General features: G+C 70.0%; 24 protein-coding genes and 1 riboswitch. Of the genes, 19 read left to right on the top strand and 5 right to left on the bottom strand.

Features of this window, described 5'->3' with window-relative positions; genetic code table 11:
- Window positions 1-5 precede the first annotated feature (5 nt).
- From AL2_RS07575 to AL2_RS07550, 6 genes are all read left to right on the top strand, one after another.
- Entirely contained in the window at window positions 6-944 is a 939-nt protein-coding gene (locus tag AL2_RS07575) for a phosphatase PAP2 family protein (protein WP_067631319.1), read from the top strand.
- A 13-nt stretch (window positions 945-957) separates the two neighbouring features.
- On the top strand, window positions 958-1,635 hold the full coding sequence (rpe, locus tag AL2_RS07570; RefSeq protein WP_067631316.1) for a ribulose-phosphate 3-epimerase: 678 nt from the start codon (window positions 958-960) through the stop codon (window positions 1,633-1,635).
- Window positions 1,632-2,267: an HAD-IA family hydrolase gene (locus tag AL2_RS07565; protein WP_067631313.1), complete on the top strand. Its 636-nt coding sequence runs from the start codon at window positions 1,632-1,634 to the stop codon at window positions 2,265-2,267. The genes rpe and AL2_RS07565 overlap by 4 nt, the downstream gene beginning before the upstream one ends.
- 36 nt (window positions 2,268-2,303) lie before the next feature.
- Window positions 2,304-2,684 carry a hypothetical protein gene (locus tag AL2_RS07560; RefSeq protein ID WP_067631310.1) on the top strand — a complete coding sequence of 127 codons (381 nt, stop codon included), beginning with the start codon at window positions 2,304-2,306 and terminating at the stop codon, window positions 2,682-2,684.
- Window positions 2,685-2,824: 140 nt separating this feature from the next.
- The gene (locus AL2_RS07555; RefSeq protein ID WP_157438051.1) at window positions 2,825-3,754 is read left to right on the top strand and encodes a hypothetical protein; all 930 of its coding nucleotides are present in this window, start codon (window positions 2,825-2,827) and stop codon (window positions 3,752-3,754) included.
- Window positions 3,751-4,260, top strand: a complete 510-nt coding sequence (locus AL2_RS07550) for an NUDIX domain-containing protein (protein WP_067631304.1) — start codon at window positions 3,751-3,753, stop codon at window positions 4,258-4,260. The genes AL2_RS07555 and AL2_RS07550 overlap by 4 nt, the downstream gene beginning before the upstream one ends.
- 103 nt (window positions 4,261-4,363) lie before the next feature.
- On the opposite strand, the gene AL2_RS36145 is transcribed toward AL2_RS07550, so the two are convergent.
- Entirely contained in the window at window positions 4,364-4,558 is a 195-nt protein-coding gene (locus AL2_RS36145; RefSeq protein WP_245666517.1) for a DUF397 domain-containing protein, read from the bottom strand.
- 59 nt (window positions 4,559-4,617) lie between these two features.
- On the bottom strand, window positions 4,618-5,478 hold the full coding sequence (locus AL2_RS07545) for a helix-turn-helix domain-containing protein (RefSeq protein ID WP_067631301.1): 861 nt from the start codon (window positions 5,476-5,478) through the stop codon (window positions 4,618-4,620).
- A 169-nt stretch (window positions 5,479-5,647) separates the two neighbouring features.
- Here AL2_RS07545 and AL2_RS07540 point away from each other — a divergent pair, with 169 nt between their 5' ends.
- The 4 genes from AL2_RS07540 to AL2_RS37305 all read left to right on the top strand — a co-directional run bounded on the left by AL2_RS07540 (window position 5,648) and on the right by AL2_RS37305 (window position 7,667).
- Window positions 5,648-6,424, top strand: coding sequence for an ATP-binding protein (locus AL2_RS07540; RefSeq protein ID WP_083946172.1), 777 nt, complete (start codon window positions 5,648-5,650; stop codon window positions 6,422-6,424).
- Window positions 6,421-7,089, top strand: coding sequence for an SUKH-4 family immunity protein (locus AL2_RS07535; RefSeq protein WP_067631295.1), 669 nt, complete (start codon window positions 6,421-6,423; stop codon window positions 7,087-7,089). The genes AL2_RS07540 and AL2_RS07535 overlap by 4 nt, the downstream gene beginning before the upstream one ends.
- Window positions 7,068-7,271: a helix-turn-helix domain-containing protein gene (locus tag AL2_RS36140; protein WP_083946170.1), complete on the top strand. Its 204-nt coding sequence runs from the start codon at window positions 7,068-7,070 to the stop codon at window positions 7,269-7,271. The genes AL2_RS07535 and AL2_RS36140 overlap by 22 nt, the downstream gene beginning before the upstream one ends.
- A 228-nt stretch (window positions 7,272-7,499) precedes the next feature.
- Window positions 7,500-7,667: a hypothetical protein gene (locus AL2_RS37305; protein ID WP_157438050.1), complete on the top strand. Its 168-nt coding sequence runs from the start codon at window positions 7,500-7,502 to the stop codon at window positions 7,665-7,667.
- A 52-nt stretch (window positions 7,668-7,719) separates the two neighbouring features.
- On the opposite strand, the gene AL2_RS07530 is transcribed toward AL2_RS37305, so the two are convergent.
- Window positions 7,720-8,130, bottom strand: a complete 411-nt coding sequence (locus tag AL2_RS07530; protein ID WP_067631292.1) for a DoxX family protein — start codon at window positions 8,128-8,130, stop codon at window positions 7,720-7,722.
- A gap of 154 nt (window positions 8,131-8,284) precedes the next feature.
- A riboswitch (FMN riboswitch) is annotated at window positions 8,285-8,415 on the top strand.
- 72 nt (window positions 8,416-8,487) lie between these two features.
- Between AL2_RS07530 and AL2_RS07525 the strand changes: the two genes are divergently transcribed.
- The 6 genes from AL2_RS07525 to AL2_RS07500 all read left to right on the top strand — a co-directional run bounded on the left by AL2_RS07525 (window position 8,488) and on the right by AL2_RS07500 (window position 12,873).
- A complete protein-coding gene (locus AL2_RS07525; protein ID WP_067631288.1) occupies window positions 8,488-9,081 on the top strand; it encodes a riboflavin synthase in 594 nt (197 codons plus the stop codon).
- Window positions 9,078-9,719 carry a nicotinamide riboside transporter PnuC gene (gene pnuC / locus AL2_RS07520; RefSeq protein ID WP_067631285.1) on the top strand — a complete coding sequence of 214 codons (642 nt, stop codon included), beginning with the start codon at window positions 9,078-9,080 and terminating at the stop codon, window positions 9,717-9,719. The genes AL2_RS07525 and pnuC overlap by 4 nt, the downstream gene beginning before the upstream one ends.
- A complete protein-coding gene (locus tag AL2_RS07515) occupies window positions 9,716-10,957 on the top strand; it encodes a bifunctional 3,4-dihydroxy-2-butanone-4-phosphate synthase/GTP cyclohydrolase II (RefSeq protein WP_067631282.1) in 1,242 nt (413 codons plus the stop codon). The genes pnuC and AL2_RS07515 overlap by 4 nt, the downstream gene beginning before the upstream one ends.
- The gene (gene ribH / locus AL2_RS07510) at window positions 10,957-11,463 is read left to right on the top strand and encodes a 6,7-dimethyl-8-ribityllumazine synthase (RefSeq protein WP_067631279.1); all 507 of its coding nucleotides are present in this window, start codon (window positions 10,957-10,959) and stop codon (window positions 11,461-11,463) included. The genes AL2_RS07515 and ribH overlap by 1 nt, the downstream gene beginning before the upstream one ends.
- 95 nt (window positions 11,464-11,558) lie before the next feature.
- On the top strand, window positions 11,559-12,434 hold the full coding sequence (hisG, locus tag AL2_RS07505; protein ID WP_067631276.1) for an ATP phosphoribosyltransferase: 876 nt from the start codon (window positions 11,559-11,561) through the stop codon (window positions 12,432-12,434).
- Window positions 12,427-12,873, top strand: coding sequence for a PH domain-containing protein (locus AL2_RS07500; protein ID WP_210748259.1), 447 nt, complete (start codon window positions 12,427-12,429; stop codon window positions 12,871-12,873). Before hisG ends, AL2_RS07500 begins: the two co-directional genes overlap by 8 nt.
- Before the next feature lie 36 nt (window positions 12,874-12,909).
- On the opposite strand, the gene AL2_RS07495 is transcribed toward AL2_RS07500, so the two are convergent.
- Both AL2_RS07495 and AL2_RS07490 read right to left on the bottom strand, forming a co-directional pair.
- A complete protein-coding gene (locus AL2_RS07495; RefSeq protein WP_067631271.1) occupies window positions 12,910-13,548 on the bottom strand; it encodes a hypothetical protein in 639 nt (212 codons plus the stop codon).
- On the bottom strand, window positions 13,545-14,945 hold the full coding sequence (locus tag AL2_RS07490; protein WP_067631268.1) for a selenium-binding protein SBP56-related protein: 1,401 nt from the start codon (window positions 14,943-14,945) through the stop codon (window positions 13,545-13,547). The genes AL2_RS07495 and AL2_RS07490 overlap by 4 nt, the downstream gene beginning before the upstream one ends.
- A 244-nt stretch (window positions 14,946-15,189) precedes the next feature.
- On the opposite strand from AL2_RS07490, the gene AL2_RS07485 reads away from it, so the two are divergent.
- From AL2_RS07485 to AL2_RS07475, 3 genes are read left to right on the top strand one after another with little or no spacing between them, the layout of a single operon-like run.
- On the top strand, window positions 15,190-16,074 hold the full coding sequence (locus tag AL2_RS07485; RefSeq protein WP_067631265.1) for an AAA family ATPase: 885 nt from the start codon (window positions 15,190-15,192) through the stop codon (window positions 16,072-16,074).
- 26 nt (window positions 16,075-16,100) lie between these two features.
- The gene (locus AL2_RS07480; protein ID WP_067632455.1) at window positions 16,101-17,195 is read left to right on the top strand and encodes a vWA domain-containing protein; all 1,095 of its coding nucleotides are present in this window, start codon (window positions 16,101-16,103) and stop codon (window positions 17,193-17,195) included.
- Window positions 17,188-18,312: an XdhC family protein gene (locus AL2_RS07475; RefSeq protein ID WP_067631263.1), complete on the top strand. Its 1,125-nt coding sequence runs from the start codon at window positions 17,188-17,190 to the stop codon at window positions 18,310-18,312. The genes AL2_RS07480 and AL2_RS07475 overlap by 8 nt, the downstream gene beginning before the upstream one ends.
- Window positions 18,313-18,321: the final 9 nt, after the last annotated feature.

Raw genomic sequence — 18,321 nt, 5'->3', positions numbered from 1 at the left:
GACCCGTGCTGACCGGCTTCATGCTCTTCATGTCGTACCTGGGCAGCGCGGCGTTCTACGTCCCGCTCCTCGTCGTGCTGTTCTGGTGCGCGGCGCCGCGCCTCGCGGCACGGGCCTCGGTCCTGCTGCTGTTCGGCGCGCTCCTCAACACGCTCCTCAAACTGGTCTTCCACGAACCGCGCCCCTACTGGACCGACCCCGCCATCAAGGGCAGGCAGACGCTGTCGTCCTTCGGCATGCCGTCCGGCCACTCCCAGAACGGCATCGTGGCGTGGGGCTTCTTCGCCGCCCAGACCAGGCGGCGGCTCCTGTGGGCGGGCGCCGCCGCCGTCATCGTCTTGATCGGGGTGTCCCGCGTCTATCTGGGCGTCCACTCGGTCGGCCAGGTCCTCGCGGGATGGGGCATCGGCCTGACCGTCCTGGTGGCCGCCCTCGCGCTGGAACCCATCGCCGTCCCGTGGTGGGCCCGCCACCACCTGGCCGTGCAGATCGTCCTCTCACTGGTGATCTCCCTGCTGCTGCTGGCCGCGGCCTGGGGCGCGTGGCATCCACTGGAGAACTGGCAGTGGCCCCAGGCATGGGCGGACGCCATCAAGAGCGCGGGGGGAGAGATCGAACCCATCACGCTGACCGACTCGGCCAGAGCCTCCGGTGGACTCTTCGGCGCCCTCGCGGGCCTGTCCGTGCTCGCCGAGCGCGGCTGGTTCGACCCGGGCGGAAGGCCGTGGCGACGCATCGCGCGCGTCCCCGTCGGCCTCGCCGGCGCCGCCGTCATCTACGTGTTCGACGGCACCGGCCTGATCCAGGCGTTCGCCGTCCAGGCGGCGCTCGCCCTGTGGGTCACGGCCGGTGCGCCGGAATCCTTCGTCCGGCTCCGCCTGGCGACCCGAGCCACCCCCGCCGTCACCCGGCCGGGTGAGGACCGGGAGGAACTGCGCCAATAGACTTCGGGGCATCATGGCTCCTCAGATCTCACCCAGCATCCTGTCCGCCGACTTCGCCCGCCTGGCGGAGGACGTCGAGCGCATTGCCGACTCCGCCGACTGGGTCCACGTCGACGTCATGGACAACCACTTCGTCCCCAACCTCACCCTGGGGCTGCCGGTCGTCCAGGCGCTGCTGAAGCACAGCAGGCTGCCGCTCGACTGCCACCTGATGATCGAGGACCCCGACCGCTGGGCGCCCGACTACGCGGAGGCGGGCGCTAAGAGCGTCACGATCCACGCCGAGGCGGCGAAGGCCCCCATCCGCACACTGCGCGCCATCCGCTCCGCCGGCGCGCGCGCGGGCCTCGGCGTCAACCCGGCCACCCCGGTGGACGGCTTCGAAGACCTCCTCGGCGAGATCGACATGCTCCTCCTGATGACGGTCGAGCCCGGCTTCGGCGGCCAGAAGTTCCTGGACGTCGTCCTGCCGAAGGTCCGCCGCGCCCGCGAGCTCATCAAGGGCCGCGACCTTCCCATCTGGCTCCAGGTCGACGGCGGCGTCAGCGCCGAGACCATCGAACGCTGCGCCGACGCCGGCGCGGACGTCTTCGTCGCCGGCAACGCCGTCTACGGCGCCGACGACCCGGTTGAGGCGATCCGCGGGCTCCGCGCCCAGGCCGAGGAGGCAACGGCCAAGGCGGCCTGGTGATCCTGCCCTGCGCCGCCGTCCTGTTCGACGTGGACGGCACCCTTGTCGACTCCACGCCCCTCGTCGAGCGCGCGGCCCGCGAATGGGCCGCCGAGTACGGCATCGACCCGGACGAGTTCCTTTCCGATGCCCACGGCCGCCGCACGAGCGACCGCGTCGCCGACTTCCTCCCACCCGACCAGGTCCGTGACGCCACCGCCCGCCTGGACGCCCTCGAATCAACGGGCACGGACGGCATCACGGCCCTCCCGGGCGCGGTGGACCTCCTGACCGCCATGAACGGCCTGCCCCACGCCTTCGTCACCTCGATGGACAGGCCCCAGCTGAAACTCCGCACCACCGTCGCCGGCGTGCCCCTCCCGCCCGTGGTCGTCACAGCGGAAGACGTCCCGAAGGGCAAACCGGACCCGTCCGGCTACCTCCGGGCGGCGGCGCACCTGGGCGTGGACCCGTCCGCCTGCGTGGTCATCGAGGACGCCCCCGCGGGCATAGCCGCGGGCCGCGCCGCCGGAGCCACCGTCCTGGCGGTGGCCACCAGCCACGACCGCTCCGTGCTCACCGCGGCCCACCGCATCATCACGGACCTGAGATCCGTGACCACGACCCCGGAGGGCGTCCGCCTCACGGTCTGATCTCGATGAGGTCGTTGGGGTCGCGCAGCGGCTCTCTTGGAGGAGCGGAAGCGGGCGTTGGTTACGGCGGCTGTTACGGGGCAGATCGGCTGGGGCCTCGATACCGGCGACCAGATCTGGTATGGACAGCAGGTCGTGGCACTCGCTGAAAACGAGGCGATTCAGCAGGCCGGACTCGCCAACGACGATATCGACAAGTTCGGCCAGGTCTTCGACAGGCACCTACGCCGTGTAGTGGGGGAGCGCGCGAAGGCGAACGATACGCTCGTGCGGCGATTCTTCGGCGAGGACCCCGAGTTCAAAGAGGTCTTCACCCGTGTCGCGCGCAGGCAGGCTTACGACCTGATCCGTCGCCCGGCCCGCCGAGAGGCCGAACAGCGGCTCCGCCAGAGAGGCACCGAGCCAACGGAAGCCTGAACGTCCGGGTTCCTCCGAATACTCGCCGCCTGCGGACGAAGCGCGCGCGTTCTGTCCCCTTTCGTGCCTTGTTGCTGCAACTGGTCGAAGATGGCCTTACGAGCACGACCCGACGTGCGCCAGGCGACCCGGGGGCCGGCGTGGACATCAGCGCGGTATTGACCATCGCGTCCGAAGTGGCAGGAGCCACTGGTCTGGTGACTGTGTCGTCCAGTGCCTCGAAATGGATGAAGAAGACTGCCAGGCTGCGGCAGCAAGCGGACGTGGCCAAAGAGGTCCTCGGCCTGCATCAGGGCAGGATGGTCGCCTACCGGCATGATTCACGGCATGTCCTCTACAACGAGTCCCTTCATCCCGACAACCTTCATGGCCTCGTCGCGGCGAGTGGCAATGACTACATCCGGGCCCAGCAGGCGGGGCGGCTGCGGATTGAGGACGAGATAAGCGCCCACGTCACGCATGACCTGGTGCTGATCGGCAGCCCAACAGCGGAAGGGCTGTCGCGGATCCTGTTCGGCTACGAACCCGATGGGGACGCCGATTCGCTGGCCTTGGGTGATGCGCCCGTGGACCTGCCGTACCGATGGATCCTCTCCAAGAATCAGGTCGCAGAGGGGGCGGTCGCTCGGCGTTTCGTCGCCGGGCGAGGGATGGTGGAGCGGCCCAACTGGCGCATCCAAGGTCCTGATCGCAGCTTCGTCCCGCGAGTCGACGAGGACGGTGTTCTCTTGGAGGACTATCTCCTCGTGACCAAGCTCCGGAACTACCTCTCGCCCGTCGCGTTGGACGACGGACGCGCGGTGATCAGCTTCGGTGGTACCCACGGCACCGGCACCCGGGCGCTCGGCCTGATCTTCCGGGACAAGGACGTCCTCCGGGAACTCGTGGACCAGCTTCGATCCCGGCCCGCCGCGTTCCAGATGCTGTTCCGGGTAGGCGACATCGCACACGATCCGAAGACGGGGAGCCGTGCCCGCACGATAGAACTGGTCGAGAAGGCCATCGTCCTGCCCGACAGCGACCAGGTCTGGCGCACGGCTGCGCAGGCCCTCGAGAGGAATCTGCCATGACGTCGCGCAAGCGCCCAGAGGTGAAGTTCGCGCCGAGAGAGGTCTTTGAGAGCATCCTCGAATACGCGGTGATCCCCACGTTCGACCTCGTCGTGGAACTTCCCGAGGACGGCGGCGTCGTGCTCGTCCGGCGCACTATCGCGCCCTACCAGAACAAGTGGGCGCTTCCGGGCCTGCGTATGTTCAAGCCGGAGAGCATCGACGATGCCATCGCCCGTATCGCCGAGGACGAACTCGGCCTGGACGTCGATGTGGACGGCAAGCGGTTCCTCGGCCAGTACGTCGGCCGCTTCAAGACCGAGCACGAGCGTCAGGACCTCTCTACCGGCTACGTCGTCAGCGCGGCGAGCGACGACATCCGGATCAACCCCGACCACTTCTCCGGCCACCAGATCATCAAGAAGTGGGGAGAGATCCCGCCCACCACCGGTGCCATGTACCGCTACTACCTGGCCAAATACTTCGACCACGCCGGCGAGTCTCGCGAGGAACCCGACCCACGCTGATCACACGCGCCCCGGGCCTCGTCCCCGCTTCGTTGACTTGCGGCATGTTGCCCTTCACGACCTGCGGATAAGGGCAACACGCCGCAAGCCAATGCGGCACGTTCTAGAGGTCGAGCCCGCCGCTCTTGATCCGGTTGACCAGGTAGCGGAACGCCTCCGGAGTAACCATGTGCCGGGGGCCGACCGTGTCCTTGCTGTCCCGGATCAGCACGGCATCGGGCGTGCCGGCCACCTCGACGCACTCGTTGCCGCCTACTTGAGACTTGCTGCTCTTTCGCCAGGAAACAGTGGCCTCCACATAGTTATGGCCACCGCGACTCGATCTACTGCTCTTGCGCCACCTAGCTGCGGAAAGGTTCATCCAGGTCCCTCAATCAAGCCTGTCAGGTACTCACGTGTTGCCGCAGCGTCGAGTGCCGCGCCGCACAACCGGTCAAACCTGACCATATAGCGATTGAGTTCGTCCTCCTCTTCCAGTAGCCGGTCGTCAAAGCAAGTCTCCAGGTAAACGATGTCGCGGTCCGAGGGATCCGGAAACTTGAGGTACATGAAGACCTCGCCCGCACCTGGGTAGAGGCCGTCAGACAGCGCCAGCACTTGGACGTCCACGTTCTCGCGATCGATCATCGTCAGAACATGGCGGATCTGTGCGGCGCGTACGGCCGTGTCATGGATGCGTAGAAACGTGCTCTCGTCGATCACTGCGTGTAGGCGGCACGGCGCGGTCCTCCGAGAGAGGATTCGCTGACGTTCCATGCGTGCGTCCACATGGCGTCGGATCTCATCGGCATCGTTGATCCCGACGCTGGGGGCCGCGAGTTCGATGTATTCCGGCGTCTGGAGCAAGCCCGGGATGAACGTTGTTTGGTACGTGCTGATCTCAGAAGCCCCCGCCTCGAAACCGGGGTACTCGTTGGTGAACACGTCGTTGTACTTGCGCCACCAGCCGCGCTGGCGGGCCTCCCGGGTGAGCTTGATCAGGGCCTCGGTGTCCGAGGGGCCCACGCCGTACAGCTCGCAGAGATCGGCGACCGAGTCGCTGTTGGGGTCGACCCACTTCGCCTTCTCGATGTAGTTGAGCTTGGACGGGCTCCAGCGGAGGCGCTTGCAGACCTCGCTGGTGGTCATCCCGCACTGCTCGCGCAACTCGACGAGTTTGCGGCTGAGAGCGCGCTTCTTGATCGTCGGGCTGTAGCCGCTTGCCTGAATGGAAGGCATTTGTCCACATCTCCACAAGATCGAATCACGGATTTTCGAGAATCTAACTTGAATCCCTTGATGGTTCGAGTTCTTGAGAGCAGTATCTAGCCGGTAACGCAGCGTTCGCAGTCGATTACGGAAACGATCTTGCTGCTTCGGACATAGACCTCGTGAAGAGGAGACCCCCATGGTTCACGGACATCTCCCCGATCTGGTGCTCGGCGGGTGTTCGGCGTGGCCGCTGCCCGCCGATGAGACGTGCGCCGGTGTGGCCCGCGCGCACCTTCGGGTGGCGCTGATGGCGGCCAAGGTGCCCGGCGAACTCGTCGAGGACGTCACGCTCGCGGCGTCGGAGCTGGTGACCAACGGCCTCCGGCACGGCATCGGCGGTGCGTCGGTCCGTGCGGAGGCGGCGCCGGGGCGGCGCGTGCTGGAGCTGTGGGCCTACCACCGGGTCACGCCGGAGAGCCAGTTCGTGTTCAAGGTCTTCGACCCGAAGCCCGAGTGGACGCGTCCCGCGAAGAGGGACGGCGCTTGGGCGGAGAACGGCCGGGGAATCGCGGTCGTCGACGCACTCTCGGCGGAGTGGGGATGGCACCGGACGCGGTCCAGGCTGGGGCCGCTGCCGGTGCCGGGCAAGGCGACCTGGTTCTGCGTCCCGGTCGCCTGGAAGTGCGCGCACCGGCCGCGTCCGCTCCCATGGGAGGCGGCCGTGGTGCTGCGTCGGCTGCTGATCGCCAGGGGGCTGGACGGAACGCGCTGCCACCACGGGTCCGACCGTTCCGTGGTCACGATGTGGGGCCTGACGGTGTGGTCCGAGCCGCCCGGCGTGTTCCGGTGGCGCGTCCGGCCGGGAACACGGGACGCCTACGCCTGCCGGCCGTTCGCGGACCTGCACGATGTCGCCGACGAGGTCGTCTGCCACCACGAACGCGGTGTCGTACCCGGAGATGACGGGCGATGACGGCTCAGTCCCATGGTGATCTCCACGAGCACCTGGAGAGGCTCGTCCGTGAAGCCCGTGACACGGCCCTCGCCGACCTCGCGCAGGACGAGGCGGGCAACTCGGCGGTCGAACTGATCCAGGGGGCGCGCCGGTTCCTGGCCGACGCGATGGCGGCGCTCGCCGACGTCCTGGACGCGCACCGTCCCGTGTTGACGAGCGCGGGCGGGCGGACGTGCCCGGAGTGTGAGACGGCGGCGCCCTGCCCGACCGTGCATCGCGTCGCCGCCGCGCTCGCGTCGCACGGGGCCCGCCGAGGTGCTCCGCTTGATCGCGGCGCCGCATGGGCACGTGCCGAGGCTCATTTCAACGAGTCGTCCTCCGGCGGTTCGCGCCGGCTGATCTCGCTCGCCGACCTCGGCGCCTTCTACGTCGCCAGGGGTGTGCGGGTGCGCCTGGCCGAGCCACCACGGGTTCCGGCGCCGGACGCGGAAACGGTGCTGGTCATCGAGAAGACGCATGGTCGGATGAGCCGCTGGCCGCTGCTCTCGGAAGCCGATCTGATCGTCCAATACCGGCGTTACCTGCACGGTGAACCGATGATCCTCGACGGGTGGCCGACCGCGGAACGGCCTGCTCGCTCCCGATTCTTCCGGAAGGGTGCATGGACGATCCCGAACTTCTGAGTTCCGCAGAGGTCGCCAGGATCTTCAGGGTGGCACGCTCGACGGTGCTCGGCTGGGCCCGGAGGAGACTCCTTCCCTACACGCGGACGCCATCGGAAAGGCTGCGCTTTTACCGGTCCGACGTGATGAGACTCCTCGAACATGAACATTATGGGGCAGATCCCCCTGAGAGGGAGGTTTGATTTCTGCCCCGCCGGTGCCGCCGGTGACAGCATTCCCCTTGTGATGAATTGACGGCAACTGTCAAGCTTGACTGCTATGACCGATGCCGCATGGGGGCGATTGATCGCCGGCCGATACCGGGTGGACAGGCCGCTGGGCCAGGGCGGCATGGGGGAGGTCTGGGCCGGTTACGACACCGTCTTGGACAGGCGCGTGTCGCGGACCCCGGCGACGGGCGGGCCGAGGACATGCGGAAGCAGATGGGCGTCCTGCATGCGCGGGGCGGCCGGGTCCGCGACGCTCTGACGGCGTTCGAGGAGCTGCGGCCGGCGATGGTCGCGCGGTACGGCGAAGGCTCACCGGAGGTCCGTGAGGTGGACGCCTACATCGCCAAGCTCCGCAAGTTCGAGGACTGACGTCCGGGTGAACCGCACCGCCGGGTGGTCGGCGGCGCGGCCGTCGACGGGGTCAGGCGAAGAGGGGGCCTACCAGGTTCAGGCCGGGGTGGCCGTCCGAGGCGTACAGGACGAACAGGGCCAGGGCACCGCCTGCGAGGGCGATGTCCTTGAGGAACTGCTGCTGCTCCATTTGGCGCGCCTCCGGGGACTCCTGCGTCCAGAAGTCGTGGAACACGAACGCGGTGACGAGCAGGAACGGGACGAGGGCGATGGCGGCGAGGTCCGGCCAGATGCCGAGGATGAGCAGGGCCGACGCGAGCAGGATGTAGGCGCCCGAGACCTGCACGGCGAGCTTGGCCATGGGCAGCTTCTTCGCGGCCGCGTAGCCGGCCATGGCCTCGGTCGCGGTGAGGTGGCCGATACCGGCGCCGATGAAGATCGCCGTGAAGGCGATGCGGGCGATGAGGGCGACGACGTCCATGACTGCCTCCTGGGGGGAATGTCGTCATGCGTCACAGATGCCCCAAGATCTACCCCCTTTCAAGATCGTTGAACGTTCAACCCGCGGTGGGTAGTGGCGATGGTCACATGGGGCCCGGAATGGAATGCATGGCACACTGGTTGGCAAAGCATGAACGCGTGCTCCGGGGTCGGTGAAATTCCGAACCGGCGGTGACAGTCCGCGACCCGGCCGAAGCCATCGGCCGGTTGACCCGGTGGGATTCCGGGACCGACGGTTAAAGTCCGGATGGGAGGCAGCGCGCGGCACGCCCCTGGCCAGGGGCGTGCGCCCGAGTATGAACGTCCCCGGAGCCCTGATCTAGGAGGCCCGGGAGAGATGTTCACCGGCATCGTCGAGGAGCTCGGCGAGATCGTGGCGATCGACCCCCAGGGGGACTCGGTCACGCTCGCGATCCGCGGGCCGCTCGTCACCGAGGACGCCGTCCACGGCGCGTCGATCGCGGTCAACGGCGTCTGTCTCACCGTGGTGGACGTCAAGGACGGGGTCTTCACCGCCGACGCCATCAAGGAGACCCTCGGCAAGTCCAGCCTGGGCGCGCTGGAACCCGGCTCGAAGGTCAACCTGGAACGTCCGGTCCGGCTGTCCGACCGGCTCGGCGGGCACCTCGTCCAGGGCCACGTGGACGGCGTCGGCGCGATCATCTCCCGCGAGCCGGGGGAGCGGTGGGACGTGGTGACCGTGTCCCTGCCCTCCGACCTGAGCCGCTACCTGGTGAACAAGGGCTCGATCACCGTCGACGGCATCAGCCTCACAGTCGTGGAGGCCGGCGCCGACCGGTTCAGCGTCGCCCTTATCCCGACGACGCTCGCCCTCACCACGCTCGGCCACAAGAAGCCCGGCGACCCCGTGAACCTCGAGGTGGACGTCGTCGCCAAGTACGTCGAGCGCATGATGGGCGACCGGGCATGAGCTGGCTCAACGCCGGTTTCGAGGTGTTCGGCGAGCACATTCTCTGGACGGATCTCACCGGCAACGTGCTCTCGCTCGCCGTCGTCTGGCTCGCCATGCGCAAGACCCTCTGGACGTGGCCGGTGCAGCTCGCCGGCGCACTCCTCCTGCTCGCCGCCTCCCTGCACGCGAACGTCCCCGGGAACGCGCTCAAGCAGGTGCTCTTCTGCGGGCTCGCCCTCTACGGGTGGGTCATGTGGACGCGCGGACGGCGGGAGGCCGACGGCCTCGTCGTCCGGCAGGCGACCCCGAAGGAACGCGCCATCCTGATCGGCGCGCTCCTCGTCGGCACGGCCGTGGTCGCCGAACTGTTCACCCGCCTCGACTGGCTGCAGATCGCCTGGTCGCCGTGGGCGAACGCCTACATCTTCGTCGGCAGCGCCGTCGCGACGTTCGCGCAGAGCCGCGCGCTGGTCGACTTCTGGATCGTCTGGGTGCTCGTCGACCTGGTCGGGGTGCCGCTGGCGCTCAAGTCCGGGCTGTACGTCTCCGGCGCGGTCTACGGGATCTTCTTCGTGATGGTGATGGTCGGGTTCAGGAACTGGCTCCGGGAGTCCCGGGGCGCGCAAACCCCCAGGCAGAAGGCGGTGACCGCATGAGCAGCGGCAACGACATACGGAACGGCGGCACGGGCATCTTCGACTCCATCGAGGAGGCGGTCGCCGACATCGCGGCGGGACGCCCCGTCGTGGTCGTCGACGACGAGGACCGCGAGAACGAGGGCGACATCATCTTCGCGGCGTCCAAGGCGACGCCCGAGCTGCTGACGTTCACGATCCGCTACACCAGCGGGGTCATCTGCGTCCCGATGGAGGGCGAGGACCTCGACCGGCTGCAGATCCCGCTGATGACGGCGCAGAACACCGAGCGGATGCGCACCGCGTACACCGTCAGCGTGGACGCGCGCCTCGGCGTCACCACGGGGATCTCCGCCGCCGACCGGGCCAAGACGATCCGGACGCTGTGCGACTCGGCGTCGGAGCCGCGCGACCTCGTCCGCCCCGGCCACATCTTCCCGCTCCGCTACCGGGAGGGCGGCGTCCTGCGGCGCCGCGGCCACACCGAGGCGGCCGTCGACCTCGCCCGGCTCGCCGGCCTCGCCCCCGCCGGCGTCCTCGCCGAAGTGGTGAACGAGGACGGCACCATGGCGCGCCTGCCCGAACTCCAGGTCTTCGCAAAGGAGCACGGGCTCAAGCTCGTCTCCATCGAACAGCTCGCCGAATACCGCCGCCGCCACGAGACGATGGTCACCCGCGTCGTCGAGACGCGCCTGCCCAACCGGTTCGGGACGTGGCGCGCCGTCGGGTTCTCCAGCGCCATCGACGGCGGCGAGCACATCGCGCTCGTGCTCGGCGACCTCGGCGACGGCGACGACGTCCTGATCCGGGCCCACTCCGAATGCCTCACCGGCGACGTCCTGCACTCCGAGCGCTGCGACTGCGGGACGCAGCTGGACGCCGCCATGGAGCGCATCTCGCAGGAGGGGCGCGGCATCGTCCTCTACCTGCGCGGGCACGAGGGACGCGGCATCGGCCTGCTCGCCAAGCTGCAGGCGTACGCGCTCCAGGACAACGGCTCCGACACCGTCGACGCGAACCTGGAGCTCGGCCTCCCCGCCGACGCGCGCGAGTACTCCAACGCCGCTCACATGCTGCGCGACCTGGGCGTAAAGTCGGTGCGGGTGCTCACCAACAACCCGGACAAGCTCAAGGGCCTGGACGGTTTCGGCGTGGACGTGCGGGGACGCGAGTCCATGCCCGTCATCGTCACCGAGCACAACCGGCGCTACCTGACGGTCAAGCGCGACCGTCTCGGACACCAGATCGAGGGACTCTGATGAGCGGCGCGGGACGCCCCGAGGACATCACCGTCGACGCGGCCGGGCTGACGCTCGGCATCGTCTGCACCCGCTGGCACGGGCAGATCACCGACCGGCTCCTGGACCGCGCGCTCGCCGCGGCCAAGGCGTGCGGGATCGACGAGCCCGTCGTCGCCCGCGTGGCCGGCGCGCTCGAACTGTCCGTGATCGCCCAGCAGATGGCCCGCGACCTCGACGCCGTCGTCTGCCTCGGCGCGGTCGTCCGGGGCGCGACCGCCCACTTCGACTACGTCTGCGACTCCGTCACCACCGGTGTGACACGCGTCGCGCTCGACGAGTCGACTCCGGTGGGCAACGGGGTCCTCACGTGTGACACCATTGAGCAGGCACTGGAACGCAGCGGGCTGCCGGGCAGCTCCGAGGACAAGGGATGGGAGGCGACTGTGGCCGCACTCGACACGGCACTGACCCTGCGAGGTCTGCGGCATCACGGTCACGCCGGGCACGGCATGGAGCATTTGTAGCGGGTACAGGGGTTCCGCCCCTGAAGGACTCGCGCATCCTCTGGGCTCCTGACCGCCCGGGCATCCCGTACGCATCCTCATCGAAAGGCAATTCCGTGCTGTCACTCGTCCTGCCCAAGGGGTCGCTGGAGAAGGCGACCATGCAGCTGTTCGACGCCGCCGACCTCACCGTCCAGCGCTCGTCGGACCGCGACTACCGCGCCTCCATCGACGACCCCCGCATCGACCGGGTCCGGGTCCTGCGCCCGCAGGAGATCCCGACGTACCTGGAGCAGGGGCTGTTCGACCTCGGCATCACCGGCCGGGACTGGATCACCGAGACCGCCGCCGACGTCGTCAGCCTCGGCGAGCTGAAGTACTCCAAGGCCACCGCCAACCCGGTCCGCGTGATCATGGCGGTGCCGGACGGCGCGCCGTGGCAGTCGGTGGCCGACCTGCCGGAGGGCGTCCGGATCTCCACCGAGTTCCCGGCGATGACCAAGCGGTTCCTCGACCAGCACGGCGTGAAGGCCACGGTCGTCCCGTCCTACGGCGCGACCGAGGCGAAGGTGCCCGACATCGTGGACGCGATCGTCGACCTCACCGAGACCGGCTCGTCGCTGCGCAAGAACGGCCTGCGCATCCTCGACACGCTCCTCACCAGCTACACCGAGCTCGTCGCCAACCGCGACGCCTACGAGGACGCGGAGAAGCGCGCAGCGATGGAGGACATCTCCCTCCTGCTGCAGGGCGTGATCCGCGCGCGCGGCAAGGTGCTGCTGAAGCTGAACGTCGCGCAGAGCGACCTGCAGAAGGTCCTCGACATCATGCCCGCGATGGCGTCCCCGACGGTGACCTCGCTCGCCGGCGGGGAGTCGAACGCCGTCGAGTCCGTCGTCGCCAAGCGCGGCGTCAACACGCTGATCCCGGCGCTGAAGGCGGCCGGCGCGCACGACATCCTCGAGATCCCCATCACGAAGATCGTTGACTGAGGCACCGGCCCTGCCGACCGTGTGGCGTCCCCGCACCACACGGATCGTGGCCTACACCACGGCGGGCGTGCTCCTGCTCGGGCTGGTCGTGCTCGCCGTGGTGGTGCCGGAGCAGTACACCCTGGCCGACCGCGCCCTGATGGTCGCCTTCGGCGCGTTCCTCGCGTGGATCCTGCACATGCTGGCCCGCTGCCGCGTCACCGCCGACGAGTCCGGCGTCACCGTCGTCAACGCGTTCAAGACCCGCCGCCTCGAATGGCCGCAGATCCTGGACGTCACCATGACGGTCGGTGAGCCGTGGCCGACCCTCGACCTGTCGGACGGCACGTCGATCGGGGCCATGGGGATCAACGGCGCCGAGAAGACCCTCGCCGCCCGCCAGCTGGCCGAGCTCCAGGCCCTCCTGAAGGCACGAGGCGAAGCCCCCGACCCCGTCTGACCCGCTGGGGAGCGGTGAACCTGGGGAGCGGTGAATCTAGAGAGCGGTGAACAGGGTGACGGTGCCGGCGCCGATGAGGGCGACGGCCCAGACGCGGTCGAGGTTGAACCAGGCGCGGCGCAGGATCGCCAGGCCGACGATCTCGTAGACGAGCACCGCGATGACGCCCGCGACGGCGAACATCGACAGGGTGTGCACCGCGGTGACGAAGATTCCGGTGGACAGGGCGCTGCCGGACGACGCCGCCAGCCCGTGGTCGTGGTGCGCCGGGGCCGTCCCCGAGGACGTGAGGACGGGCAGCAGCATGAGGCCCGCCCCGTGCATCGACGACATCAGGAACGACCAGCCGGCGAGCTGCCACAGCGAGATACGCATGCCGACCCAGCGGAAGTGCCGCTGCGACAGCAGCCGCCAGAAGCCGAAGCCGACGAGCACCGCGCCGCCGCCGATCGCGACCGCCTGGGTCGCGACGGCGGAGCGGGTGAGCGCGATGAGGATCGCGACGGCGCCGACGGACGCGGCGTGGCCCGCGGCGATCGCCGGGAGCGACTGCAGGACGAGCTTCCTGCTGCGCTCCTGGAGGCCGCGGGCCACCGCGAACAGCCAGCCCATCGCGGGGTTGAGGCCGTGGAACGCGCCGAGCGCCACGAGCGCCGCGAGCGAACCGTCGTTCACGGATAGCAGTAGGAGTCGGAGGAGGCGTCGCCGCCCTGGAGGCGGGTCTGGTGCGGGCGGCGGCCTCGGAAGTCGTCGCCGTTGGGGAAGAAGCGTTCGTCGAAGGAGAAGCGGTCGGGGGTGGAGTCGAGTTTGGCCATCCACGCGCCGACACCGTCGGGGAAGAACTGGTCGTCCCAGGAGCCGTAGAGCGAGTTGGTGACGTAGACGCGGCTCCCGTCGCGGCTGATCTCGACCATCTGGGGGCCGCCCGCGAGGGGGCGGTCCGGGGCGGCGGGGTGCGGTGTCCGGCCGGCGATGCCGCCGATGCGCACGGAGCCGGCCTCGACCGGGTTGAACGGGTCGCTGACGTTGTAGCGCTTCAGCTCGCCGGTGCCCCAGCACGACACGTACAGCCACTGGTCGTCCACGGACAGGTCGATGTCGGTGATGAGCGGCGGAACCGCGCCGAACGGCTGGATCACCGGGGGCAGGGCCGAGGCGTCCGCGGGTTCGGCGGGGATGGTGATGACCTTCTTCGCCGCCCACGCGTCGCCGTCGCGGTGCCACACCCAGACGGACGCCGACAGGTCCTCGACGCTGACGACCACGCCGGCGAACCCGTACAGCTTGGTCGGGTCGTGCGCCGGACGCAGCTCCAGGACCATCTGGTGCTCGTCTCCGAGGTCCACGGTCTGGACGTGCTTGCGCTTGCGCAGGTCGAAGAAGTTCAACGAGTGCCCGTACTTGCGTCCGAGCAGGAGTTCGCCGACGACCCCGTCCTCCACCATGGACGGCGTCCCCCACTCGGACGTGATGAGGACGTCGTGCGCGATGTGCCACCACATGTCGTAGGCGAAGTACTGCGGCCCCCTGTCGACCTCCCAGCGCCCGAGGACGTCGAACGAGGCGTGGTCGAGCAGCGCGATCCCGCCCGGCCCGTCCTCACCGTTGGCGCCGCCGAGCGCCGACAGGTAGAGGCCCTCGGGCCCGCAGTGGACGGTGTGGGGCCGCGAGTACCCGGCGCGCTTGGCCAGCTCGTCCGGCTCCAGCACCTTGATGATCTTCGGGGCCAGCGGGTCGTCCTTGGTGTCGATCACGTACACCCGTGACGACCGCAGCCCCGGCACGATCAGGTAGCGCCGCTCCACGTGCGGATGCGGCGACCCGGGGCACAGGGCGCTGCTGCACGCGTTCCACCCGAAATGGTGCAGCTCGTCGCCGAGGTACGGCAGGTCGGTCCAGCCCACCACGGAGCCGTAGGAGCCGGAGCCCGGATCCACGTCGAGCACCGCGATCGCGTCGGGTTTCTCGGCTGCCCGGTCGAAGGCCGCCACGTACGCGAGCTTCTCGGCCGGCGCGGCCGCGGCGTCGCGGGGAGAGGCGTAGAAGGTCGGGTCCGGCTTCCACAGAGCCATGGTCGTCCTTTCCAGATGCGGGTGACCGGGGCCGGAGGTGCCGCGCCCGTCCACCTGGCCAGCGTCCAGCCCGCGCCGCGGGATGTCCACGGCCGTGCGGGTAAGACCTGCCTGCTCAAACTTTCCCTACCGGTTTATCAGTGATTGCGGGCACGAGGAAGGGACCGCGAAAACGCAAGGGTTCCGGGCATGTGAGTTGCGTCTCCCGCCGAGTAGCCTCGGAGCCGTGGGGGAGACGGCGTCGATGACCACGGACCAGCTCGCATCGCCCGCGGACCTCGCGGGACTGCTCGACCGGCACGCCTACCTGTGCGACGAGGGGCTCGCGACGGCGTGCTTCCTCGCGCTGCGGATGGGCAGGCCGCTGTTCCTGGAGGGCGAGGCCGGCGTCGGCAAGACCGAGCTGGCCAAGACCCTCGCGCGCGGGCTCGGCGCGCCGCTGATCCGGCTGCAGTGCTACGAGGGCCTCGACGCGTCCCAGGCCCTGTACGACTGGGACTTCCCGCGCCAGCTGCTGCACCTGCGGGCCGCCGAGGCGGCGGGCGTCAGCGACGTGTCCCGGCTGGAGGGCGAGCTGTACGACCGGCGGTTCCTGCTGGCCCGGCCGCTGCTCCAGGCGCTGGAGACCTCGCCGAGCGTCCTGCTGGTGGACGAGATCGACCGCGCCGACGACGAGTTCGAGGCGTTCCTGCTGGAGGTCCTCAGCGACTTCACGATCACCGTCCCGGAGCTGGGCACGATCCGGGCGGAGCGCCCGCCCGTCGTGGTGGTGACGTCCAACCGCACCCGCGAGGTCCACGACGCGCTCAAGCGGCGCTGCCTGTACCACTGGCTGGAGCACCCGTCGTTCGACCGCGAGGTCGCCATCATCAGGCGGCGGCTGCCCGGCGCGGCCGAGCGGCTCGCCGGGCAGGTCGCCCGCGCCGCGCAGCGGATGCGCGAGACCGACCTGCTGAAGCCGCCCGGCGTCGCCGAGACCCTCGACTGGACGGAGGCGCTCGTCGCCCTCGGCGTCCGCGAGCTGGATCCGGCGTCCGCCGCGGTGACGCTCGGCGCCGTCCTCAAGTACCGCGAGGACCAGCAGCGCGTCCTCGGCGCCGGGCTAGAGGCCCTGCTCAACGGGGGATAGCGGTGGAGCGGGACGTCGTCGAGACCATGGTCGGGTTCGCCAGGACGCTGCGCGCGGCGGGCGGCGCGGCCGATCCCGAACGCCTCCAGGCGCTGCTGGCGGCGCTCGACCATCTCGACGTCCTCGACCCGAACGACGTGTACTGGGCCGGACGGCTGACGCTGTGCGCCGACCCCGACGACCTGGCCCGCTACGACCGGTGCTTCGCCGCGTACTTCTCCGGCGCGACCGCGCGGCCGGGGCGCCGCCCCCCGCCCGTCGTCGTCCGCCGGATGACGATGCCCGATCCGGGCGCGCAGGCCGGGAACGAGGAGGCCGGGGAGCTGAAGGCGGCCACCGCCAGCGCGGTCGAGGTACTCCGCGACCGCGACCTGGCGCGGCTGAGCGCCGCCGAGCGCGCCGAGGTCGCGCGGCTGATCGCCGTCCTGGACGCGGGCGCGGAGCAGCGCAGGTCGCGCCGGTTCGCGCCCTCCCCGGCGGGGCGGCTCGACCCCGCGCGGACGGTCCGGGAGACGCTGCGGCGCGGCGGCGAGATGTCCCTGCTGCGGCACCGCGCGCACCGAACCCGTCCCCGCCGCGTCGTCCTGATCGTGGACGTCAGCGGGTCGATGAGCCCGTACGCCGACGCGCTGCTGCGGTTCGCGCACGCCGCCGCCCGGTCCGGCGGCCGCGACGTCGAGGTGTTCAGCGCCGGGACGCGGCTCACCCGCCTCACCCGGGAGTTGCGGCACCGCGACCCGGACGCGGCGATGGCGGCGGCGTCCGCCGCCATCCCGGACTGGAGCGGCGGCACCCGGCTCGGCGAGGAGCTGAAGGAGTTCCTCGACCGGTTCGGGCAGCGCGGCCTGGCCCGCGGCGCGATCGTCGTGATCGCCTCCGACGGCTGGGAGCGCGGCGACGCGTCGCTGCTCGGCGAGCAGATGGCGCGGCTGCACCGGCTCGCGCACCGCGTCGTGTGGGCGAACCCGCACCGGGCGCGGCCCGGCTACGAGCCGCTGACCGCCGGGATGGCGGCGGCGCTGCCGCACGTCGACGACTTCACGTCCGGGCACAGCCTGGCGGCGCTGGAGGAGCTGGCCCGCATCGTCGCGGGCGGCGGAAAGAGGAGGGCTCATGCGTGACGTGCTCGACGACATCGCCGGCTGGTACGCGTCCGGGGAGACCTTCGGGCTCGCGACCGTGGTGCACACCTTCCGCAGCGCGCCGCGCCCGCCGGGGGCGGCGATGGCGGTGTCGCCCGCCGGGGAGGTGGCGGGCAGCGTGTCCGGCGGCTGCGTGGAGGGCGCCGTCTACGAGCTTGCGCAGTCGGTGCTGGCGACGGGCGAGCCGGTCGTCCAGCGGTACGGGGTGACCGACGACGACGCGTTCGCCGTCGGCCTCACCTGCGGCGGGATCCTGGACGTGCTGGTGGAGCCCGTCGGCCCCGCCACGTTCCCCGAGTTCACCGAGGTCGCGGAGGCGATCGAGCGGCACGAGCCGGTCGCGGTCGCGACCGTCGTCGCCGGCCCCGGCCGCATCGGCGCCCGCCGCGTCGTCTGGGCCGGCCGCGCCTCCGGCTCTCTCGCGCCGGGCGAGCCGCACGCGGAACGCCTCGACGCCGCCGTGGACGACGACGCGCGCGGCATGCTCGCGCAGGGCATCACCGGCCAGCGCCACTACGGCCCCGAGGGGGAGCGGCGGCTGGACGACCTGACCGTCTTCGTCCACTCCTTCGCCCCGCCGCCGAAGCTGCTGGTGTTCGGCGCGATCGACTTCGCGGCGGCCGTCGCCCGCGTCGGCAAGTTCCTCGGCTACAACGTCACGGTCTGCGACGCGCGGCCGGTGTTCGCGACGCCCAAGCGGTTCCCCGAGGCCGACGAGGTCGTGGTGAAGTGGCCGCACAAGTTCCTGGAGGAGGCGCGCACCGGCATCGACGAGCGCACCGCCATCTGCGTCCTGACCCACGACCCCAAGTTCGACGTGCCGCTCCTGGAGGTGGCGCTCCGCACGGACGCCGGCTACATCGGCGCGATGGGGTCGCGCCGCACCCACGACGACCGGCTCGCCCGGCTCCGCGATGCGGGCCTGAGCGACGCCGAGCTCGGGCGGCTGCGCTCCCCGATCGGCCTCGACCTCGGTGCCCGGACACCGGAGGAGACGGCGGTGTCGATCGCGGCGGAACTCGTCCAGCTCCGCTGGGGCGGTTCGGGACGGCCGCTCACCGACACCAGCGGCAAGATCCACGCCGACGCGCCCTGACCTTCCACA

Source organism: Actinomadura latina NBRC 106108 (genome assembly GCF_001552195.1).
Lineage (GTDB): Bacteria > Actinomycetota > Actinomycetes > Streptosporangiales > Streptosporangiaceae > Spirillospora > Spirillospora latina.
Note: the sequence above shows the minus strand (reverse complement) of the source record. Positions and strands in the feature narration are given on the sequence as shown.